The organism is Rothia nasimurium, assembly GCF_928381415.1.
Lineage (GTDB): Bacteria > Actinomycetota > Actinomycetes > Actinomycetales > Micrococcaceae > Rothia > Rothia nasimurium_H.
On sequence record NZ_CAKMSF010000001.1, the window covers coordinates 223583 to 244498 of the forward strand.

A 20916-nucleotide genomic window follows, 5' to 3' on the forward strand; every position below is an offset into this window, starting at 1 on the left:
CCGTCTTTTTTAAAAAAGTTCAAAAAATTTTTGGTACGGACGCTTGATGCGGCAATATCGGTTCTGGCTAGGTTGTTTATGTGTATTGCCGGTTACTTTTGCGTGAATTTTGTGGTGCAGGGCACCCAGCTTTTGACCCAAAATGTCCCGAATGGGCAGTTTTCGATTTGCGCGCCTGTTTGAACTCGCGTAATGTATTACTTGTTCGAGCGACGGGCTGAGGAAACAAAGCCGGTCACGATACAGCGAACTAGCCCCTATCGTCTAGCGGCCTAGGACGCCGCCCTTTCACGGCGGTAACACGGGTTCAAATCCCGTTGGGGGTACTGTGAAACCTTTGGTTTCACGGCCATGTAAGAACTTCGGTTCTTGCGTATGGCCCCGTAGCGCAGTTGGTTAGCGCGCCGGCCTGTCACGCCGGAGGTCGCGGGTTCAAGTCCCGTCGGGGTCGCTCCGACCGCGTAAGTTCTCACTTGTGGGAAGACGCGGTTGTGGCATATCTAAGGGTATGCCTGGCTCTGTAGCTCAGTTGGTAGAGCGTGCGACTGAAAATCGTAAGGTCACCGGATCGACGCCGGTCGGAGCCACGAAATCCACTCTCTAGGCTTCTACATGAGAGTGGGTTTTTTGTTTTAAAACAAAAAACAGCCCCAGCCTGTGGGTTCATAGGCCGGGGCTGTTTTTAGTTAATCTCAACAATCACCGGGGCGTGGTCTGAAGCGCCCTTGCCCTTACGTTCTTCGGGGTCAATTTCGGCGCCCACAACCCGCTGGGCCAGCACGGGGGAGTAGAGCTGAAAATCAATGCGCATCCCCTCGTTCTTGGGGAAGCGTAGCTTGGTGTAGTCCCAGTAGGTGTAGGGCACGGTGGTATGCTCACGAGCCACATCAACCAGCCCCAAAGGCTCTTTAAGAAAAGCCCTAAAGGCCGCCCGCTCAGGCTCGGTCACGTGAGTCATCTGGTTTTCCCTAAAGAAGTCGATATCCCATACATCCTCATCGAGCGGGGCAATATTAAAGTCTCCCACCAGGGCAAACTGGGCTGCGGGGTCCTGCGCTAGCCAGCTGGCGGCGTCCTTGCGGAGCTCCTCAAGCCAGGCCAGCTTATAGGGCATATGTGGGTCATCGATACCGCGACCGTTGGGCACGTAGAGGCTCCAGACCCGAACCCCGCCGCAGGTGGCCCCGATTGCGCGGGCCTCAACGACGGCGTCCTCACCCGGCTTGCCAAAAGCCGGCTGGTTGGTGAAGGTGCGCTGAATGTCCTCAAGCCCCACCCGGGAGGCCAGCGCCACCCCGTTCCACTGTGACAGCCCAAAATGGGCCACCTCATAGCCCGAGTACTCAAAAATCTCGTAGGGGAAGGTCTCGTCGGTGGCCTTGGTTTCTTGGATAGCTAGGACGTCTACGTCGCTGCGCTCTAGCCAGTCTTCCACGCGGTCAGCGCGGGCACGGATAGAGTTCACGTTCCAGGTAGCAATTTTCATGTCACTAGCCTAGCAACCCACCTGCCCCCTTAAAAGTGCAGATGCCTGTCACTTTAAGCAGGGCATCTGCATTTATGACAGGGTACTTGCTGTTTAAGAACTGCCTGGAATAGGCTGGGATTCGTGGGCGTTAGGTTGCTGAAGCAAAACCCGCCCCACCTCAAACGAAAGAGCATGTATGGCAGCGGCCCCCGCTATTGAATTCCGGTCTGTCACCAAGAAATACGGTGACACGGTGGTAGTAGACAACCTTAACCTCAGTATTCCTCGGGGGAGCATCACGGTTTTTGTGGGCCCCTCGGGCTGCGGTAAAACGACCTCCCTGCGCATGATTAACCGCATGGTAGAACATACCGGCGGGGAGATTCTGGTGCGGGGAGAAGCCAACACTTCTCGACCAGCCCACGAGCTGCGCCGCTCTATGGGTTATGTGCTGCAGCAGGCGGGGCTCATGCCCCACCAGAGCGTGCTCGATAACATCACTACCGTGCCCCGTCTCAAAGGGGTGTCTAAGAAGCAGGCCCGTGCCGAGGCCCTAGAACTTCTCGACACGGTGGGCCTGGACCGCGCATCTGCCAGTAAGTACCCGGCCCAGCTATCGGGTGGCCAGGCCCAGCGAGTGGGCGTGGCTAGAGCCCTGGCGGGGCAATCAGATATTTTGCTCATGGACGAGCCCTTTAGCGCCATCGACCCCGTGGTGCGGGCTGACCTGCAACAGAGTCTTCTCGACCTGCAGCAGAAGCTCCAGCGCACCATCGTCTTCGTTACCCACGATATCGATGAGGCTGTGCTCCTGGGGGACTACATCGCCGTCTTTGCCCCCGGCGGTACTATCGCCCAGTTCGGCACTCCCGAAGAGATTTTGCGGGCCCCGGCCTGTGATTACGTTGCTTCTTTTGTGGGGCGCGACCGCGGCATGCGCCGCCTGACCTTTGCCGGGGCGGGGAACGTGGCCGTCCGCCCCCTGCAGGCCGCTGAGGCCGAGGGCTGGCAGCTGAGACTAGCGGACGGACGCCCCGACGGCTGGGTCACCGGCGGCAGGCACCTGCCCGGTGGTTCCCTCTTCGTGCAGGGTGGAACCCTGCGTGATGCCCTGGATTCGGTACTCTCTTCTCCCTCCGGCTGGGGTGTGGCGGTGGACGAGCAGGGCCTGGCCCTGGGCCTGCTGGAGGCCGATAACGTGCTCGAAGCAACCCGGCAGGAGCGCTACCTGCGCTACGGCCTGGAAGCCCCCTGGGCCCGTCCTAACGGGGCCGACAGGGGTCGAGAGTCCACCGACGAGACCCCCGGTAGCGGGGCGTCCGCATGAACTGGTTTCTAGCCAACCTGCCCTATATCGGGCAGCTCACCGCCCTGCACCTGGCGCAATCGGTCATACCTGTGCTGGTGGGCTTCGTCCTTGCCCTGCCACTGGCCCGCCTGGCGCTGGGACGGCGGGCAGACGGGCGCTCCACCGAGGCCTACACAACCGCCGGCCGGGTGCGTAAAGGGGCGGTCGTCAACGGCGCTGCCCTGCTCTACACCGTGCCCTCACTAGCGCTTTTCGTGCTCATGCCCCTGGTGCTGGGCACCTCCATTACTTCCCCGCTCAACGTCTACGTGGCGCTGACTATCTACGTGGTAGCCATGATGGTGCGCAGCGCCGTGGATGCCTTCGAATCGGTCTCACCCATCACCCTCGAAGCTGCCACAGCCGTGGGCTACACCCCGCTGCGCCGCTTCTGGCAGGTTGAGCTACCCCTGTCGCTACCCGTCATGATCGCCGGTTTACGCGTTGCCCTGGTCTCGAATATTTCTATGGTGTCGGTGGGCGCTGTTATTGGCATCCAGTCCCTCGGCACCCTCTTCACCGACGGCCTGCGCCGGGACCTACCGGCTGAAATCATCACCGGAATCCTGCTCACCCTCGTCCTTGCCCTCGTGCTCGACCGCCTGCTGGCCCTGGTCGGCGCCGCGCTCACCCGTTGGAGGAACCCATGATTTTTCAGGACGTCTGGGCCTGGTTCACCGCCCCCGGCGCCTGGGTGGGCACCGGCGGTATCTGGCAGCGTCTTGGCGAGCACCTGGCCTACTCCGGCCTGGTGCTGCTGGTCGCGGCGGCTATCGCCCTGCCGCTCGGTGCCTGGGTGGGGCATACCGGCAAGGGGCAGAACCTGGTCGTCGCTCTTACCGGTGCCCTGCGAGCCCTGCCCACCCTGGGCCTGCTCACTCTCTTCGCTCTCTGGCTGGGACTGGGGTTGACCGCCCCTGCGCTTGCCCTCGTCATACTGGCGATCGCCCCGCTCCTGGCGGGCACCTACGCCGGTATCGCGGCTGTAGATCCCGTTATTAAGGACGCCGCCCGCGCCCAGGGTATGACCGGCTGGCAGGTGCTCACCCGGGTAGAAATTCCCGTGGCCCTGCCCCTCATTTTCGGTGGCATCCGTAACGCGGTGCTGCAAATTATCGCAACCGTCACCGTGGTTGCCTACATCAACCTTGGCGGGCTGGGGCGCTACCTCATCGATGGGCTGGCGGTGCGCGACTACACCCGCATGGTCGCGGCCGTCCTACTCGTTGCAGCCCTCGCCCTCATCGTCGATGCTCTACTTGCCCTTGTACAAAGAGCCCTCACCTACCCCGGACTAAGGTAAACACCCATGACATCACCCCGCCTCACCCGACGCTCCCTCTTCACCGGGGCAGGACTCGCCGCCGGGGCTCTAGGCCTTTCCGCCTGCGGCCTTGACGGCTCCACCGCCTTTGGCAGCGGGAGCACCACCGGCACCATTACCGTAGGCTCAGCCGACTTCACCGAATCACAAATTATCGCCGAAATCTACGCCGCAGCCCTGCGAGCCCGCGGCCTAGACGCCACCACCAGCCCCGCCATTGGCGCCCGCGAAGCCTACCTAGGGGCCCTCCGCGAGGGCACCGTCTCGGTGGTGCCCGACTACTCCGGCAACCTCCTGCTCTACTTCGACGCAGAGACTACAGCCGTCACCTCCCAAGACATCGTGCAGGCCCTCCCCGCCGCCCTGCCCGACGAGCTGGGCGTTCTGGCAGCCTCGCAGGCAGAGAACAAGGACTCCCTGGTCGTCACCGCCGCTACCGCCGAAGAACACGGTCTGACCAGCCTCGACGACCTCACCGCCCTCAGCGGCCAGCTCAGCCTAGGAGCACCCCCGGAATTCGCGGAAAGAGCCTACGGCCTGCCCGGCCTAGAGCGCCTCTACAGCTTCACCCCGGCGTCCTTCGAACCCATCAACGACGGCGGCGGCCCGCTCACCGTCTCAGCCCTGGCCGACGGCACCGTCGACATCGTGGACCTCTTCTCCACCGACCCCGCCATCACTGCCAACAACTTCGTGGTGCTTGAAGACCCCAAAAACATGATCCTGGCCCAGCAGGTACTACCCGTTATCAACACCCGCCAGGTCTCGGTAGCAGCCGCCCGCGTCCTCGACGAGGTATCTGCCCTGCTCACCACCGAGACCCTGATTGAGCTGAACACGCGCGTCTCCGGCGCCGAAAAAGCAGCCCCCGCCACCGCCGCGGGGGACTGGGTGAGCGAGAACTTCGCGTAAATCGTAACTCAACACCGTGCTGCAAAAAGGGCAGGGGCATAGGCTACCGCCAGCGACCCTCTCGCTCCTCGCCTGGCGGCTCGTCACGATTCACGCCAGCCCCGAGCCAGCTGGCTCGTAGCCTATGCCCCTGCCCCCTCCGAACGTACGGCGGGCGTCCGCGCTCTTAGATCGCTGCGGGGAAGCTCTGCAGCTTGCCGCCGATCATGGTCTCAAGCACGCGAATTACCTGGCAGGAGTAGCCGAACTCGTTGTCGTACCAGACGTAGAGAATGGCGTTATCGTCACCGGAGGTGATGGTGGCCAGACCGTCCACTACACCGGCGGCGCGGGAGCCCACGAAGTCGGTTGACACGACCTCGTGTGAGTCGGTGTAGTCAATCTGGCGGCGCAGGTTGGAGCGCAGGGAGCGCTCGCGCAGCAGGTTGTTGAGCTCTTCCTTAGAGCCGACGGGCTTCTCAAGCTGAAGGCTCAAAATAGCCATAGACACATCGGGGGTGGGAACGCGGATGGCGTTACCGGTCAGCTTGCCCTCCAGCTGGGGCAGGGCCTTAGACACTGCCTTAGCGGCGCCGGTCTCGGTAATGACCATGTTCAGGGCAGCGGAGCGGCCGCGGCGATCTCCCTTGTGGAAGTTATCAATCAGGTTCTGGTCGTTAGTGAAGGAGTGGACGGTCTCAACGTGGCCACGCTTGACCCCGAAGACCTCGTCCATGACGGCCAGTACGGGGGTGATGGCGTTGGTGGTGCAGGAGGCCGCTGACAGTACTGTGTCGCTATCTTCGATGATGTCGTCGTTGACGCCGCAGACGATGTTCTTTACGCCCTTGCCGGGAGCGGTGAGCAGGACGCGCGCTGCCCCCTTGGCCTGTAGGTGGCGGGAGAGGCCGTCCTTGTCGCGCCAGCGGCCGGTGTTATCGACCACGATAGCGTTCTCAATGCCGTGGGCGGTGTAGTCGACTTCGGCCGGGTCAGAGGCGTAGATGAACTTGATGGGGGTGCCGTTGGCGATGATGGTGGAGTTCTCTTCGTCCACGCGGATGGTGCCCTTGAAAGCGCCGTGGACGGAGTCGCGGCGCAGCAGGGAGGCGCGCTTGTAGAGGTCGTTGTCGGTGTTCTTACGAACAACAACCGCGCGGAGCTTGGGGCCGGCGCCGGTGGAGCGCTCCAGCAGGATACGAGCCAGCAGGCGGCCGATACGACCGAAGCCGTAGAGCACGACGTCCTGCGAGGCAGCTTCAATCTGGCCCTTCTTGCCGACAACGGGAGCCAGTTCTTCCTTCAGCCAGGCCTCAAGATCACCGGCGCCAGAAGCCTCAAACTTGCGCTGCAGGCTGGCCAGACCCAGCGAGCAGGCACCCAGGTCAAGGGTGCTCACAATTTCAAGGATCTTCAGGGAATCAGCCGGGTTCAGCTCAACGTCATCAATCTGACGGGCAAAACGGTGGGCCTTCAAAATCTGGATAACAGACTTGTTGATCAGGCTGTGGCCGTGAATAGAGACAACCACATTGTTCTCTCGATTCAGCTTGCCAATCAGGGGGATCATAGCTTCGGCTTCAGCCTCAGAGGCAAGCCACTGCTCGTGAGCGTTGTCGGCAGAAATAGTCATGGTGTGACCTCTTCCTCGATGAGTAGCGTCATTGAACTCATCGGTTAGCAGCGCGGCGGTGCGCTGGTAGCTGGTGACTGGCGGCCCACACCCCGATTCATGCACGGGCACGACGAGCTGGTGGGCACTACAGACCTAAGTTTATAGTTTGTTGTCTCACATGTGGAGTTTGTGACGCGAAACTTATCTGAGGTCAGGGCCACAACCGGTAAAATAAGGGCATGCTCACTGTCATTGGCGAAGCCCTCGTAGATGTTGTCCAGCGCCCCGGCGCCGAATCCCACGCCCACCCCGGCGGTTCCCCCATGAACGTTGCCGTTGGCGTCTCCCGTCTGGGCCACGAGGCCCAGTTCATTGGCCGCTACGGCAAGGACGCCTACGGTGAACTTATCGACGCGCACCTGCGCGCCTCGGGCGTCCTGCTCCCTGTCGGTGCTGACGCCAAAAAGACCTCCGTTGCCCAGGCAACTATTGGCGAAACCGGCGCCGCTGAGTACGAGTTCGATATCGACTGGTCACTCGACGCTGCCCAGGCGGCGCTCGACGAGGTGGGCAAGAACGCCACCGCAGTGCACGTGGGGTCTATCGGTGCCATGCTAGAGCCCGGTGCGTCCGCTGTGCTCAACACCGTCAAGCAGGCAGCCCCCCACGCCCTGATTTCTTACGACCCCAACTGCCGCCCCTCCATCGTGCCCGACGCTGCAGAAGCGCGCGCCTGGGCTGAGAGCATCGTGCGTCACTCGGACGTGGTGAAGGCTTCTGACGAGGACCTTCTGTGGCTCTACCCCAACCGCACCCTGGAAGAATCAGCTCGGGCCTGGCTGGAGCTGGGGGCCTCCCTGGTGGTTGTAACCCGAGGCGAGATGGGCCCCTGGGCTATCACCCGCAAGACCTCGCCCGACGGCATCGCCCTGCCCGCCTACCGGGTAGAGGTTGCCGATACCGTGGGTGCAGGTGACTCCCTCATGGCAGCCCTCATCGCGGCTCTGCTTGACCGCGACATCAAGGGCAAGGGCGCCCGCGCCGCTATTGAGCTATTGAGCAAGGACGACCTCAAGGAGATCCTGGCTTTCGCAGCGGTTGCTGCCGGCATCACCGTCTCTCGCGCGGGTGCGAACCCGCCCACCCGTGAGGAACTGAATGCCGTTCTCTACTCCGAGGGGACCGCATAACTTCAAAAGGACCGCATAATACGCGGTCCTTTTTTGATTTTCAGGTCCCTTTTCGGCAGGGGTGATAGTCAGTAGACTGGGTAGTACATGGTCACAGCCAATCAAGGAGGATGAAGCCCCCATGCTCAACCGCGACCCCTACGCAGACCTGCCCGACCTACCCACCTTTACGCTGACGTCCGCCGATATCAGCGAAGGCGAGACCCTGCCCCGCGCCCAGGTCTCCGGCATCATGGGAGCAGGCGGTGAGGACGTCTCGCCCCAGCTCTCCTGGAGCGGCTTCCCCGCAGAAACCAAGTCCTTTGTGGTGACCTGCTTTGACCCGGACGCCCCCACCCCCTCAGGCTTCTGGCACTGGGCGGTCTCTAACATCCCCGCCTCGGTCACCGAACTGGCCACCGGCGCCGCCGAAAACCTGCCCGAAGGGGCCCTGGGGCATCTCAACGACGGCGGTACCCGCGGTTTCGTCGGCGCAGCCCCACCCGCTGGCCATGGCCCCCACCGCTACATCTTCTGCGTCACCGCCGTTGACGTGGAAAAACTCGACATCGACGAAAACGCCAGCCCCGCCGTGGTCAACTTCAACCTCTTCTTCCACGGCGTCGCCCGAGCCTTCTTAACGGCGACCTACGAAGAAGAGAACTAGAGGGCTTGCCTAAAGATAGATGAAGCAGACTCACAGCGAAGCTGCTGGCTCGGCGGCTGGCGTGAATCGCTTGTGAGCGTCAGCGAACCAGCGAGAGGGTCGGCAGCGAGCGTGAGTCTGCGGAATCTTTCTAGCAAGCCTCTAGAATGTAAAGCATGATTAAACTGATTGCCAGCGACCTGGACGGCACCCTCATCGGGAGTGATTTCAGGTTCCGCCCCCGCACCCTGCAGGCCCTGCACGCGGCGGCGGATGCTGGCGTCCGTATCGTCTTTGTGACCGGCCGCCCCTTGCGCTGGTTGGCTCCCGTGCTGGAGCAGCTGGGCGAGGAGTGGAACGGCGAGAACTCTTTTGCCTTCTGCTCTAACGGTGCGGTGACGTTCGATATTGCCCGTTTGCAGGTGGTTGCCACCCGTACTATCAGCGGGGCTGAAACTTTGGCCCTGCACGCCGAGTTGGAGCAGGCTTTCCCGGGAGCTCTCTATATCGCGGAGACCCTGGAGCATGTCTACGTGCAGGGAACCTATGACCCGCACGTGCAGGAAGATACCAGCAAGGTGGTTGAGGGGCGGCTGGAAGAGATACTGGTGCCCGAGGCTGAGGTTGTTAAGTACCTGCTGTTCCGGGATGACGCGGTACCTGCCGACCTGCTGGTCCGCGTGCAAGAGATCGTGGGGGAGCGGGTATCTGTAACGCGCTCTGCCCCCTACCAGCCCCTGGTGGAAATTGCGCAGCGGGGGCTGAATAAGGGTCGGGTTCTGGCTGACTTCGCAGCTTCGCTGGGCATTGCCCCCGATGAGGTGGCGGCTTTTGGTGATATGCCCAATGACTTTGAGATGCTGGACTGGGCGGGCCACGGCTATGTGATGGCCTCGGGCCTGCCGGAACTCAAAGACCGGGTGGGGCGTATCTGCCCGGGGTTTGAAGAGGACGGCGTTGCCCAGATTATCGAGCGCATGCTGACTGAACGCGAGGGTCGCCAGGCCTAAGTTACTGACCGGTAATATACTGGTTCTTATGCCTTCACACGCATTTTCATCGTCTTCACCTGCCCGTACCCAGATTTATGCCCACCGGGGGCTCGCTGTAGGGCAGGCTGAAAACACCGAGGGTGCCTTCCGCAGTGCACTGGCTGCCGGAGCGCACTGGCTTGAGACCGATGTGAATACCACTGCGGACGGCCAGGTTCTGGTCTTTCACGACCCCACCCTCAATCGTTTGGTGGGCCGCCCGGGCCGGGTGGCTGAGATGACCTGGGATCAGCTGCGCGACCTGAGCCTGGTGGGCGGCGGTCGGATTTCTCGCCTGCGCGACATGCTCGAGGCCTTCCCCGAGACCCGCTTCAACATTGACCTGAAGGACGCCGGCTCGGCGGCCGAGGTTGCGCGGGTGCTGGTAGCTGCCGGTGCGGTAGAACGGGTGCGACTGGCGTCCTTTTCGGAGCGCCGCCTGCGGCAGGCGCAACGGGCGGCCCAGAATCTAGGGGTGCAGATTCCCCTGAGCGCCTCACAGCCCGCATTTACTTTCTTTTATGTCTTATCACGCATACACCCTAGCCTGTGGGGTGTTTTGAAGCCGCTAACTGGCAAGTTTATGCTGCCCTTTGATGCGGTACAGGTCCCTGCCTATCACCGGGTAGCTGGCCGCCGCCTGCGTATTGTGGACCGTAAACTGCTGGCAGCTGCCCGCCGCGCGGGAGTGGAGGTGCACGTGTGGACGATCGACGATGAACGCACCATGCGGGAACTGATAGCCCTGGGGGTTGACGGAATCGTCACCAACCGCAGCGACCTGCTCGCGGGCGTCCTCGCTTCCTAAACAGCAACAAGGGGACCGCAAAATCAAAAAGGGACCGCATAATATGCGGTCCCTTTTTGGAAATCTGGTCCCCTTGTAAGCGCTCCGGGGCAGGGGAGAGGCTAGTGGACGTCTCCCTTAGCCTCGGTCGGGGTCAGCGGCTCGGGGTGGGCCTTGGAAGCCTTATTGAGCGCCGCCATCAGGTGGTAAACCACCAGGGTTGCGGCAGTACCCAGGGCAATACCGGCGAACTGTAGGTCGCCAATATCCCAGGTGTAGTCAGCAATACCCACAATCAGGGCCACAGACGCGGCGGTCAGGTTGACCTGGTTTGAGAAGTCCACGCGGTTCTCAACCCAGATACGCACACCCAGCATGCCAATCATGCCGTACAGTACGGTGGCAGCGCCGCCCAGCACACCGGCAGGCACAGACGCCACAGCGGCACCAAAAACTGGGAAGATCGAGAGCAGGACGGCGAAAATCGCAGCGACCCAATAGGCGGCGGTGGAGTAGACCTTGGTTGCCGCCATAACACCGATGTTTTCGGCGTAGGTGGTGGTACCCGAACCGCCGCCGGTACCGGCTAGGGTGGTGGCAAGGCCGTCCGCCATGAGGGCGCGGCCGGAGTACTTGTCGAGATTATCCCCGGTCATGAGGGCAACGGACTTCACGTGACCGATGTTCTCAGCAACCAGCACCAGAATGACGGGAATGAAGAGGCCGGCCAGGTTCCAGTGGAATTCGGGGTGCTGGAAGTGGGGCAGGCCAATGAGGCCCTGCTCAGCCCAGGTCTTTTCGATGGTGGTGAAGTCAACCTCGCCGCGCAGTACGGCGGTGATGTAGCCGATAATAACGCCCAGCAGGATCGACAAGCGGCCAATCATGCCCTTGAAGAGTACAGAAATCAGGATGATGGAGCTCAGGGTTACCAGGGCGGTAACGGGCGCTTCCATGAAGTTGTTCTTGGCGGACGGTGCCAGGTTGAAGCCAATCAGCGCCACGATGGAGCCGGTGACGACCGGGGGCATGAGCTTGGTTAGCCAGCCGGTTCCGGCGACCTGAACAATCAGGCCAACAATGAACAGGGAGACACCTGCCATGACGATACCGCCCAGGGCGCCGCCGGGTCCGTACTGGTTGGTGGCCGCTGCCAGGGGTGCGATGAAGGCGAAGGACGACCCCAGGTAGGAGGGCACGCGTCCTGCGGTGATCAGCAGGAAGAGCATGGTGCCGATACCCGAGAAGAAGAGGGTGGTGGCCGGTGGGAAGCCGGTCAGCAGGGGCACCAGGAAGGTCGCACCGAACATGGCAACGACGTGTTGGGCGCCGATGCCGATGGTGCGGCCCCAGGTGAGGCGTTCGAGGGGGCGGACGACCCCGCCGGGGGTGATGTTCTTGCCGTCGCCGTGCAGGGACCAGGCGAGGCCAAGCTGGGAGCCCTTTTCGGGCTGGGAACCGTTAGACATGAGATGCTTTCGCAGTGTGTGGGTAAATCGTCCTTATTTTACGCCGTGGAAGAGGTGCGCGGACGGCTGTGGTTTCAGCGGGTATGTGTGATGTTGGCTGAGATTCTGCGTAGCGCAGACCAACTCAAAATATGTATCAGGGTTTGCACCGTGCGAACCGCACAGAAATAAATGAAATATTACAGGCTCTATGAGACCGGGGTCATCGACAGGTAAACTAAGTATGCCTACTCTTTAAAAGGAGAGAGTCTTGCCGTCCTTGCCCCGCGGGTGACGGCTCCTACCGCCGCCGACCCTAAGGGCCGATACGTGACCACAGTTCTTGCGCTTTTCCTGCTTGTGTCCATAGTGACCCCCTGGCTTTACCGCCGCATGGGCACCTCAACCTTCTACCTGCTGGCCGCTATTCCAGCTGCCGTGCTCGCCCTGGTGCTGACTAAAACCGGCCAGATTCTTGGCGGCACTCCCTGGAGCGAGAGCTACCAGTGGATTCCCGAGCTGGACATGGCGCTCACCTTCCGCATGGACACCCTCTCGTGGGTCATGAGCCTGCTGGTCCTGGGTGTAGGCTCCCTGGTGCTTTTCTACTGCGCCAGCTACTTCAAGCACTCCACCGGCGATAACGGCCAGTTCGCGGCCTACCTCTTCGGCTTTGCCGGTGCTATGTTCGGTCTGATTACCGCAGATGACTTCATTCTCTTGTTCATCTTCTGGGAAATCACCACCATTCTCTCCTACCTGCTCATCGGCTATTCCCGCCACCGCCTCTCAGCCCGCCGTTCCGCCCTGCAGGCCCTCACGGTCACCACCGCTGGTGGCCTGGCCATGCTGGTCGGTATCGTCATGCTGGGCTACAGCCTGGGCACCTACTCTCTGGCCGAACTCGTGGAGCGGGGCCCGAGCGTCCTTGCCGCCGCCCAGGGTGGTCACGGCCCCCTCAGCTACGGTCTTCTCTCCGCTGCCCTCGTTCTGATTCTCTGCGGTGCGCTCTCTAAGTCAGCTATCTTCCCTCTGCACTTCTGGCTACCCGGGGCTATGGCTGCTCCCACACCCGTTTCTGCCTACCTGCACGCGGCGGCGATGGTCAAGGCCGGTATCTACATTCTGCTGCGCCTGGCTCCCGGCTACGGCGAGGTGGCAATCTGGCAGAACGTCCTGATTATCTTCGGCGCCTTCACCATGGTGTTCGGCGGCTGGGCCGCCCTCAAGCAGACCGACCTCAAGCTAATTCTGGCCTACGGTACCGTCTCGCAGCTGGGCTTCCTGGCCCTGGTGATCTCCGGGGGAACTCCGGACGCCATCTACGCGGCTATGGCGCTCATGGTGGCTCACTCCCTGTTCAAGGCAACCCTCTTCCTCTCGGTCGGTATTATCGACCACCAGTCCGGCACCCGCGACATCCACAAGCTCTCGGGTATCTACCGCCGCGCCCCTAAGCTGGCTACCGTCGCCACCATCTCAGCGGCCTCCATGGCGGGTATTCCGCCCCTGGCCGGCTTTGTGGCCAAGGAAGCGGTACTCGAAACCTACCTCTCCCACACCACCGGCTGGCAGGGGGCAACCACCCTGATCGCCATCGTCCTGGGCTCTATTCTCACTTTCGCCTACTCAGCCCGCTTTGTCTGGGGTGCCTTTGCCGTCAAGCCTTACGCCTACATGCACAAGGAAGGCGTCAAGTACTGCCGCGTAGAAAAGGGCACTGCAGACTTCGAAGAGGTCGACAACGGCGATATCGATATCAACACCCGGGCCCTGGCCCGCAACCGCCGCGGCCAGAAGCTCAGCCCCGATACGGCCTTCCACCCGGTCTCCTTTACCTTCCTCTTTGCCCCGGCGGTGCTGACCGTCCTGACCCTTGTCTACGGCCTTTACCCCGAGCCGGTGCACCTCTTCGTCAAACCCTTCCTGAAGGCATTCCCCGAAACTGCCGCCGAACTTGAGCTCCACCTGGCCCTGTGGCACGGCGTCACCCCCGCCCTGCTGACCTCCCTGGTCATCATGGCCATCGGCGCCCTGCTCTTTATCTTCCGCAAGCAGATTGAAGAGCTGCAGGGTATTCTGCCCTCGGCCCCCAGCGCATCTATCGTCTACCGCGACGTGATTGACGCGCTGGATCGCCTGGCCGTGTGGGTCACCGGTATGACCCAGCGAGGCTCCCTGGGCTTCTACCTGGGCGTCATTCTGATTACCGCGGTGGTGGTGCCCTTCGCGGCCCTCTTCGTCAACGAAACCCCGCCGCTGGCTAACGTGCGCGTGTCTGAGTCCCCGGCCCAGTGGGCTATCGCCGTGGTCATGATCGTGGCGGCCCTGGTCGTGGTCTTCGTGCGCAAGCGCTTCTTGGCCATCATGATGGTCTCGGTGACCGGCTACGGCATGGCTATTCTCTTCGCCCTGCGCAGCGCCCCCGACCTGGCGACCACCCAGCTGCTGGTTGAAACCATTGTGCTGGTGGCCTTCGTGCTGGCTATGCGTGTGCTACCCCGCCAGATTCCCCGCATCCGTTCCAAGGACGGCAAGGACGGGGCCCATAAGACCCTGCGCGTCATCATCGCCCTGGGCTTCTCGGCCCTGATGATGGCCCTGGCCATGTTCACCTTCTCGTCCCGCTCCCTCGACCCCATCTCGCTCGAGATGCCCCGCCTGGCCTACGAAATTGGCCACGGCTACAACGTGGTCAACGTGACCCTGGTCGATATGCGTGGCTGGGACACCTTCGGCGAAATCTCGGTGCTGGCTCTGGCAGCTACCGGCGTTGCCTCCCTGCTCTTCATCGAAGGACGCGCCGACTCAGCGTCCGCGCGCAGGCTCGACACCCAGGCCATGAAGAAAATCGAGAGCTCCTTCGCCAAGCGCACCCAGATCACTGTGGCCCAGCGCGTGGCCGGCCAGTTCTCATCGGTAGAGCGCGACCCCTTCATCGTGGCAGGTCGTACCCTGCCCCCCGAGTCCCGCTCGATTCTGCTGGAGGTTATGACCCGCCTGCTCTTCCACACCCTCATCATCGTCTCCTTCTACATGCTGATTGCCGGCCACAACCTGCCCGGCGGCGGTTTCGCAGGCGGCCTGATGGTGGGCCTGGCCTTCGCCGTGCGCTACCTGGCCGGTGGCGGCGCGGAGCTGCGGGCGGCGTCCCCCTTCTCCGCCGGCACCTTCCTGGGCGCTGGCCTGGGCATTGCCACCCTCTACGCCCTGGCTCCGGCCCTATGGGGCGACCCCATCTTCTCCAGCTACGTGCTGGACTTCTGGCTGCCGGTCTTTGGCGACGTCCACTTCGTCACCGCCACCATCTTCGATATCGGCGTCTACCTGCTGGTCGTCGGTCTGGTGCTCGACATCCTGCGCAGCCTGGGTGAACGCATCGACCTCAAGCTGGTTGCCGAGCGCCGTAAGAAAGAAAAGCAGGCCCGCGACAAGGCACGAAAGGCATAAACCATGATTATTGACCTCAGTCTGATCCTGGTCATGGGCGTGCTTTACGCCGTGGGGGTCTACCTCATTCTTGACCGCTCCATGACCCGCGTGCTCCTGGGCCTCATGCTCATGACCAACGCGACCAACATCCTGATTCTGCACGCGGGCGGCCCTGCGGGTCTGGCCCCCTTCTACAGCAAAGACATTGCCGCTGAAGACTACTCCGACCCGCTCCCGCAGGCCCTGATTCTGACCGCTATCGTGATCTCCTGCGCGGTGACCGCCCTGATTCTGGGTATTATCTACCGCTCCTGGCTGCTCTCTAAGGCCGATGAAATTACCGACGACGCCGAAGATATTCGCGTGGCGGAGCAGGACGCCTTCGATAAGGAAGAAGACGCCGCCGCCGAGTTCGATTCTTCTGAATTCGACGCCGACGAAGCGACCCGCGAAAAAGAGTTCAACGAAGCAGAAGAGAAGAAGAAAATTAGCCAGACAAGCGCCCAACAGACCGTGTCAAGGAAGGGGGACTAGCCCGTGGATATTGCCCAGCTCGCCCCCCTCTGCATCATCATTCTCTTCCTGGCCGCCGCCATTACCTTCATTTCGAAGAAGGACAGCGTGCAGCGCGTCATTGCCTTCGCCGCGGTAGCTATTACCCTGGTGTTTGAGGGTCTACTGCTGGCCGCAGTGTGGGACGCAACGCCCCAGACCGTGCACCTGGCAGGTTGGGAGGCCCCCTTCGGTATCACCATGGTGGTTGACCAGCTCTCAGCCCTCATGCTGGTGGTCTCCTCGACCATCTCCCTGGCGGTGCTGGTCTTTGCCACCGGTCAGAACCTGCAGGACGAGGACGACGAAGTACCCATCTCGGTCTTCTACCCCACCTACCTGCTGCTGCTGGCGGGCGTCTCTAACGCCTTCTTGGCGGGAGATCTCTTCAACCTCTACGTGGGCTTTGAGATCCTGCTCATGGCCTCCTACGTGCTGATCACCATGAACGCTAACACCCCGCGTATCCGGGCGGGCGTGACCTACGTGGTGGTTTCGGTTGTCTCATCCATGCTCTTCCTCACCGCTATCGGCTTTGTCTATGCCTCGGTGGGCACCATCAATATGGCTGACCTGTCACTGAAGCTGGGTACCCTGCCCGAGGGCACCCAGATGCAGCTGCACCTCATGCTGCTGATTGCTTTCGGTATCAAGGCTGCGGTCTTCCCGCTCTCCCTCTGGCTACCTGACTCCTACCCCACAGCCCCGGCGCCCGTGACCGCCGTGTTCGCGGGCTTGCTTACCAAGGTGGGTGTGTACGCGATTATCCGTACCGAAACCCTGCTTTTCCCCGAAGGACGCCTGGATACGCTTCTGGGGGTCGTGGCAGGTCTGACCCTGTTCGTGGGCATCTTAGGTGCCCTGGCCCAGGGCGATATCAAGCGTCTGCTCTCCTTCATCCTGATTAGCCACATCGGCTACATGATCTGGGGTATCTCGCTGGGTAACGAGCTGGGTCTGACCACCGTGGTCTTCTACATCGCCCACCACATCGTGATTCAGACCGGCCTCTTCATGGTGGTTGGCCTCGTAGAACGCCGGGCCGGCTCAACCAACGTGCGCCGTTTGGGCGGCCTGATGAAGACTGCCCCCGTCCTGGCCCTGCTCTACTTCATTCCCGCCATCAACCTCGGCGGTATCCCGCCCTTCTCCGGCTTTATCGGTAAGGTCGGCTTTATCGAGGCGTCCGTAGAGAACGGTAGCGCCCTGGCCTACATCAACGCGGGCGTGGGCGTCCTGGTCTCCCTGCTGACCCTGCTGGCCCTGGCCCGTGTCTGGAACAAGGCCTTCTGGCGCCCCGCCAAGGAAGCCGAAGAACCCACCCCCGAACTGGTCATGGCCGAGCACTCCGACGACCCCGCCCATTACGAGACCAAGCCGATTCCGGCGTCCATGATGGCCTCCACCGTCTCCCTGGTCGTGGTGGGTGTGCTGATCACCCTCTTCTCAGGCCCCCTCTTCCAGCTGGCAGATAACGCCTCCGACAACCTCTTCAACCCCGACGTCTACATCAGCTCGGTCTTTGGCCCCGACGCCCCCAGCCGGGCCGAGTACCTCGAACAGCAAATCGTCGATAACAACTCCCAGGAGGTGAACCAGTGAAAAAGCCCAACCTCTCACACGAGAGCCTGATTCACGCTATCCCGCCCTTCCTCTGGCTGGTCTTTGTCTGGTGCGCCCTCTGGCAGGACTTCTCCCTGCGTTTCATCGCCTTCGGCGCGGTGCTGGCGGCCCTGACCATGTCGGTCTTCCGGCTGCCAACCCTCTACCTGTCGAACCGCTTCAACATCTTCTACGCGGCGAGGTTTGTGGTGGAGCTCTTCTGGAACATCGCCAAAGCATCGATTGAGGTCATGTGGCTAGCTGCCACCTTCCGTCCGCCCCTGCGTAACTCGGTAGTGGCCGTACAGCTACGCACCCGCTCTGACCTGCTACTGACCGCCGTTTCGCACACCATGTCGCTGATTCCCGGCTCCGTGGTGGTTGAAGTGGATCGCTCCCTGTCGGTGCTCTACTTCCACGTGCTCAACACCTCCACCCCGGAGGAAATCGAGCGGTTCACCCGCCAGGTGGCCTACTTTGAAGACCTGATTATCAAGGCCGCCGGCAGCCGCGAAGAATACGACGCCCTCAAACAGGACGAAGAAGCCGACCGCGCAGCCAGCCGAAAGGAGCACGCATGACCTGGGCTATCTGGGCCACCGGCCTGATTCTGACCCTAGCCACCTGGGGCACCGTCTACCGCGTCTGGAAGGGCCCTGCCCTGCTAGACCGTGTGCTCGCCAGCGACGTGCTGCTCTCAATTCTCACGGCCGCGCTCTGCGTGCTCATGATTTATACCGACAGCCAGTTCTTCCTGATTCTGCTGGTGGCCCTGGCCATGATCGGCTTCGTGGGGTCGGTGACCGTGGCCCGCTTCGCCGATAACTCCAAGGCGGACGAGAGCACTCCGGTTTCCCGTCTGAATGAAGGACGCCCCCGCCGCCGCTCCCGCAAGAAGGGCAGCAAGTACGCCCCCGGGGAGCTGGCAGAGGACACCGATAAGCAGGGGCACGATGGTGCCCACCCCGTGCGAGCGAGCAAGGACCTGGGGGAGTAAACCGTGAATCTTGATACCGTTTTCGATGCCCTGACCATCATCTGCATGATTCTGGGTGCCCTCATGTCGCTGGGTGCCGCTATTGGCCTGGTGCGCTTCCCCGACCTGCTCACCCGCCTGCACTCGGGCACTAAGCCCCAGGTTTTCGGCATGATTCTCATGCTGCTGGCTGTGGCCTTCCACTTCCGTTCCTTGGCGCTCCTGCCCGTACTGCTGGTTATCCTGCTTCTGCAGATGCTCACCATCCCCATCTCGGGGCACATGATGGGTCGCTCTGGCTACCGCAACAAGCACTTCCGCAAGGACGACCTGCGCCACGACGACCTGCGTGCCCTGGTCGATGAGGTGGAGGGGAACTAGCGAACCTAGCCTGGGGCGTCCGTCCGTCCCTACCCCGCAAGGGGACCGCAGAACCAAAAAAGGACCGCGAAATATGCGGTCCTTTTTTGGTTCTGCGGTCCCCTTTCAGAAGAAGTGGCGAAGGGCAGAAAGTTAGGAGGTTACGGCGTCCTTCTTTGCCTTGCGGTAGAGGGCCCAAATAATCAGGATGAAGACGACCGGAGCCAGGTAATAGCCGCCACCCTCAACCCACTGGTCACCGAAGATGCCCAGGACATCGGGGTTGCCCGCCGCTGCGATAATACCGGCGTTGATAACGCCCCACAGTGACTCGCCCACGATCATGCCGGTTGCTACCAGCACGCCCATGCGCTCGGCGCCCTCAGCGTTACGCTGCTTGGCAGCCCAGCGGTTGTAGAGGAAGCCCAGCAGGGCGCCAACGGGAATGATGAGGGTCAGAGCGATAGGCAGGTACATGCCCATACCGACAGCCAGGGCAGGCAAGGAGTACTTACCCTTGGTGGTAGCGGTCAGAACCTCGTTGATGGCAATAATAACCACGCCGATAATAGCGCCGAGGCCCAGCAGTTCCCAGTTGAGGGAGTTGCCGAAGATACCCTCGGCTACGCTGGAGAGCAGGGCAGCCTGAGGCGCCGAAAGGGCCTCCTCACCAGCACCGGGGGAGCCAGCGAAACCGAAACCGGTCAGGAGCAGCTGCAGAACGGGCGGGATGATGGCAGAGCCGAAGAGAACACCGACAATCAGGGCAACCTGCTGCTTCCAGGGGGTAGCGCCGACGAGCTGACCGGTCTTGAGGTCCTGCAGGTTGTCGTTAGAAATCGTGGCAATACCGAAAACCACGGCAGCGGTGAAGAGGGTGTAAGCGACCAGGGAGGCGGTGTCTGCGTCGTTGCCGATGACGGTCTTGATGAGCAGGGCCGCAGACAGGACGACGATGATGCCCACACCTGAAATGGGTGAGTTCGATGCGCCGATCAGACCTGCCATGTAGCCGCAGATAGAAGCTACAATCAGACCCACAAGCAGCACGTAGACGATGGAGAGAACGATGAGGGTTCCGGTGTGGTGGGCAATGGCGGTGTCCTTGACGAAGAGCCAGAGCAACAGACCGACCGGGATCATGGCGCCAATGGTTACACCGGCGACGGTGGAGAAGGGGATGTCACGCTCGGTGATATCAACGGTCTGGCCAGCCTGGCGGGCGCGTGAAGCAACAAGAGAATCTTTGATGCCCTTAACGATGGGGCCGATGATTTTGACGAGGGTCCAGACCGCAGCAACAGCCATGGTACCCGCACCGATGAAGCGGACGTCCTGGGAGAAGGTTGAGGAGACAACGTCTGAGATATCGCCGGACGCCGGTAGCAGGCCTGAGGTGCGCATGGGCAGTAGCACGCCGTAGGAGATGAGCAGGCCAACGATCATTGAGATACCGACGGCCAGGCCAACCAGGTGGCCAACGCCGATCAGAGCCAGGGAGAAGGAGGTACTGATCATGGTGCCACCCGCGCCGAGGCGGAAGAACTGGGTGAAGCCGCCTGCTACAGCCTTCAGCGAGGTCAGGACGGCGAAGCCAGCAGATGCCAGTGAACCCCACACAATCATGCGCAGGCCCTTCTGATTCTCTTCGGCAGAGCCCTGGTCATTGCCGACCTTGAGCACCTCAGCTGCTGCTACGCCCTCGGGGAAGGGCAAATCTGAGCCGGTGACCAGTGCACGGCGTAGAGGGATGGAATAGGTAACGCCCAGGACGCCGCCGATAGCGCAGACAAATGCTGTGGTCCAGTAGGGGAAGCCCGCCCACCAGCCAATCATGACCAGGCCGGGCAGAACGAAGATAATTGCTGAAAGGGTACCGGCTGCCGAAGCGATGGTCTGCACAATGTTGTTCTCCATGATGGAGTGGTTCTTAAAATTGCGCAGAATTGCCATGGAGATAACGGCAGCGGGAATAGAAGTGGCGAAGGTGAGGCCAACTTTGAGGCCCAGGTAGACATTCGCAGCCGTGAAGACCAGGGTGATAAGACCACCGAGGATAACAGCGCGGAGCGTAAACTCGCGGATGGGACTGGAGGAACCAGTGGGGGCTGGTGCCTCTACTTTACGTGAGGACAAGATCAACTCGTTTCCAAAAAATATGCCAATGCGGTGCGTTTCAGGTGGAGCTGCTTCTGAAACCAGCCTCAACAATACTCCTGTTACTTAGCATATTTAAACTTCAGAGTGCATATATTTAAAGATGCAAA

The 20916-nt window shown here is 61.5% G+C and carries 18 protein-coding genes and 3 tRNA genes; 17 read left to right on the plus strand and 4 right to left on the minus strand.

The genetic code is table 11. From position 1 onward, the window contains the following. Positions 1–253 precede the first annotated feature (253 nt). The 3 genes from L7A20_RS01055 (at position 254) to L7A20_RS01065 (ending at position 587) form a co-directional block, all read left to right on the plus strand. Positions 254–326, plus strand: a tRNA-Glu gene (locus tag L7A20_RS01055). A gap of 51 nt (positions 327–377) precedes the next feature. Further along, positions 378–451, plus strand: a tRNA-Asp gene (locus L7A20_RS01060). A gap of 63 nt (positions 452–514) precedes the next feature. After that, positions 515–587 (plus strand) — tRNA-Phe (locus tag L7A20_RS01065). A 95-nt stretch (positions 588–682) separates the two neighbouring features. Here L7A20_RS01065 and L7A20_RS01070 read toward each other — a convergent pair. Continuing rightward, the gene (locus L7A20_RS01070) at positions 683–1486 is read right to left on the minus strand and encodes an exodeoxyribonuclease III (RefSeq protein WP_237222091.1); all 804 of its coding nucleotides are present in this window, start codon (positions 1484–1486) and stop codon (positions 683–685) included. Between the two features lie 178 nt (positions 1487–1664). Between L7A20_RS01070 and L7A20_RS01075 the strand changes: the two genes are divergently transcribed. From L7A20_RS01075 to L7A20_RS01090, 4 genes are read left to right on the plus strand one after another with little or no spacing between them, the layout of a single operon-like run. Next, positions 1665–2795 carry an ABC transporter ATP-binding protein gene (locus L7A20_RS01075; protein WP_272879198.1) on the plus strand — a complete coding sequence of 377 codons (1131 nt, stop codon included), beginning with the start codon at positions 1665–1667 and terminating at the stop codon, positions 2793–2795. Beyond that, positions 2792–3466, plus strand: coding sequence for an ABC transporter permease (locus L7A20_RS01080; RefSeq protein ID WP_237187334.1), 675 nt, complete (start codon positions 2792–2794; stop codon positions 3464–3466). The genes L7A20_RS01075 and L7A20_RS01080 overlap by 4 nt, the downstream gene beginning before the upstream one ends. Further along, positions 3463–4119 carry an ABC transporter permease gene (locus tag L7A20_RS01085; RefSeq protein ID WP_237222092.1) on the plus strand — a complete coding sequence of 219 codons (657 nt, stop codon included), beginning with the start codon at positions 3463–3465 and terminating at the stop codon, positions 4117–4119. Before L7A20_RS01080 ends, L7A20_RS01085 begins: the two co-directional genes overlap by 4 nt. Before the next feature lie 6 nt (positions 4120–4125). Further along, positions 4126–5052, plus strand: coding sequence for an ABC transporter substrate-binding protein (locus L7A20_RS01090; RefSeq protein ID WP_237222093.1), 927 nt, complete (start codon positions 4126–4128; stop codon positions 5050–5052). 166 nt (positions 5053–5218) lie between these two features. On the opposite strand, the gene L7A20_RS01095 is transcribed toward L7A20_RS01090, so the two are convergent. Then, on the minus strand, positions 5219–6664 hold the full coding sequence (locus L7A20_RS01095; RefSeq protein ID WP_237222094.1) for a glyceraldehyde-3-phosphate dehydrogenase: 1446 nt from the start codon (positions 6662–6664) through the stop codon (positions 5219–5221). A gap of 221 nt (positions 6665–6885) precedes the next feature. Between L7A20_RS01095 and L7A20_RS01100 the strand changes: the two genes are divergently transcribed. From L7A20_RS01100 to L7A20_RS01115, 4 genes are all read left to right on the plus strand, one after another. Continuing rightward, positions 6886–7836 carry a carbohydrate kinase family protein gene (locus tag L7A20_RS01100; RefSeq protein ID WP_237222095.1) on the plus strand — a complete coding sequence of 317 codons (951 nt, stop codon included), beginning with the start codon at positions 6886–6888 and terminating at the stop codon, positions 7834–7836. A gap of 121 nt (positions 7837–7957) precedes the next feature. After that, positions 7958–8482, plus strand: coding sequence for a YbhB/YbcL family Raf kinase inhibitor-like protein (locus L7A20_RS01105; protein ID WP_237222096.1), 525 nt, complete (start codon positions 7958–7960; stop codon positions 8480–8482). 155 nt (positions 8483–8637) lie between these two features. Then, positions 8638–9471, plus strand: a complete 834-nt coding sequence (locus L7A20_RS01110) for a Cof-type HAD-IIB family hydrolase (protein WP_237222097.1) — start codon at positions 8638–8640, stop codon at positions 9469–9471. A gap of 28 nt (positions 9472–9499) precedes the next feature. Beyond that, complete coding sequence (locus L7A20_RS01115; protein ID WP_237222098.1) at positions 9500–10300, plus strand: glycerophosphodiester phosphodiesterase family protein; 801 nt, start codon at positions 9500–9502, stop codon at positions 10298–10300. A gap of 101 nt (positions 10301–10401) precedes the next feature. Here the strand turns inward: L7A20_RS01115 and L7A20_RS01120 are convergent, their stop codons facing one another. Beyond that, positions 10402–11748 carry a uracil-xanthine permease family protein gene (locus tag L7A20_RS01120; protein WP_237222099.1) on the minus strand — a complete coding sequence of 449 codons (1347 nt, stop codon included), beginning with the start codon at positions 11746–11748 and terminating at the stop codon, positions 10402–10404. A 309-nt stretch (positions 11749–12057) separates the two neighbouring features. On the opposite strand from L7A20_RS01120, the gene L7A20_RS01125 reads away from it, so the two are divergent. From L7A20_RS01125 to mnhG, 6 genes are read left to right on the plus strand one after another with little or no spacing between them, the layout of a single operon-like run. Further along, the gene (locus tag L7A20_RS01125) at positions 12058–15177 is read left to right on the plus strand and encodes a Na+/H+ antiporter subunit A (RefSeq protein ID WP_237222100.1); all 3120 of its coding nucleotides are present in this window, start codon (positions 12058–12060) and stop codon (positions 15175–15177) included. Between the two features lie 3 nt (positions 15178–15180). After that, positions 15181–15693 carry a Na(+)/H(+) antiporter subunit C gene (locus L7A20_RS01130; protein WP_237222101.1) on the plus strand — a complete coding sequence of 171 codons (513 nt, stop codon included), beginning with the start codon at positions 15181–15183 and terminating at the stop codon, positions 15691–15693. Between the two features lie 3 nt (positions 15694–15696). Beyond that, positions 15697–17313 carry a Na+/H+ antiporter subunit D gene (locus L7A20_RS01135; RefSeq protein WP_237222102.1) on the plus strand — a complete coding sequence of 539 codons (1617 nt, stop codon included), beginning with the start codon at positions 15697–15699 and terminating at the stop codon, positions 17311–17313. Continuing rightward, positions 17310–17894, plus strand: a complete 585-nt coding sequence (locus L7A20_RS01140) for a Na+/H+ antiporter subunit E (RefSeq protein WP_237222103.1) — start codon at positions 17310–17312, stop codon at positions 17892–17894. The genes L7A20_RS01135 and L7A20_RS01140 overlap by 4 nt, the downstream gene beginning before the upstream one ends. Then, on the plus strand, positions 17891–18310 hold the full coding sequence (locus tag L7A20_RS12035) for a monovalent cation/H+ antiporter complex subunit F (RefSeq protein WP_336603560.1): 420 nt from the start codon (positions 17891–17893) through the stop codon (positions 18308–18310). The genes L7A20_RS01140 and L7A20_RS12035 overlap by 4 nt, the downstream gene beginning before the upstream one ends. Before the next feature lie 3 nt (positions 18311–18313). After that, entirely contained in the window at positions 18314–18670 is a 357-nt protein-coding gene (gene mnhG, locus L7A20_RS01150; protein ID WP_237222104.1) for a monovalent cation/H(+) antiporter subunit G, read from the plus strand. A 132-nt stretch (positions 18671–18802) separates the two neighbouring features. Here mnhG and L7A20_RS01155 read toward each other — a convergent pair whose 3' ends face one another. After that, the gene (locus L7A20_RS01155; RefSeq protein WP_237222105.1) at positions 18803–20785 is read right to left on the minus strand and encodes an OPT family oligopeptide transporter; all 1983 of its coding nucleotides are present in this window, start codon (positions 20783–20785) and stop codon (positions 18803–18805) included. Positions 20786–20916: the final 131 nt, after the last annotated feature.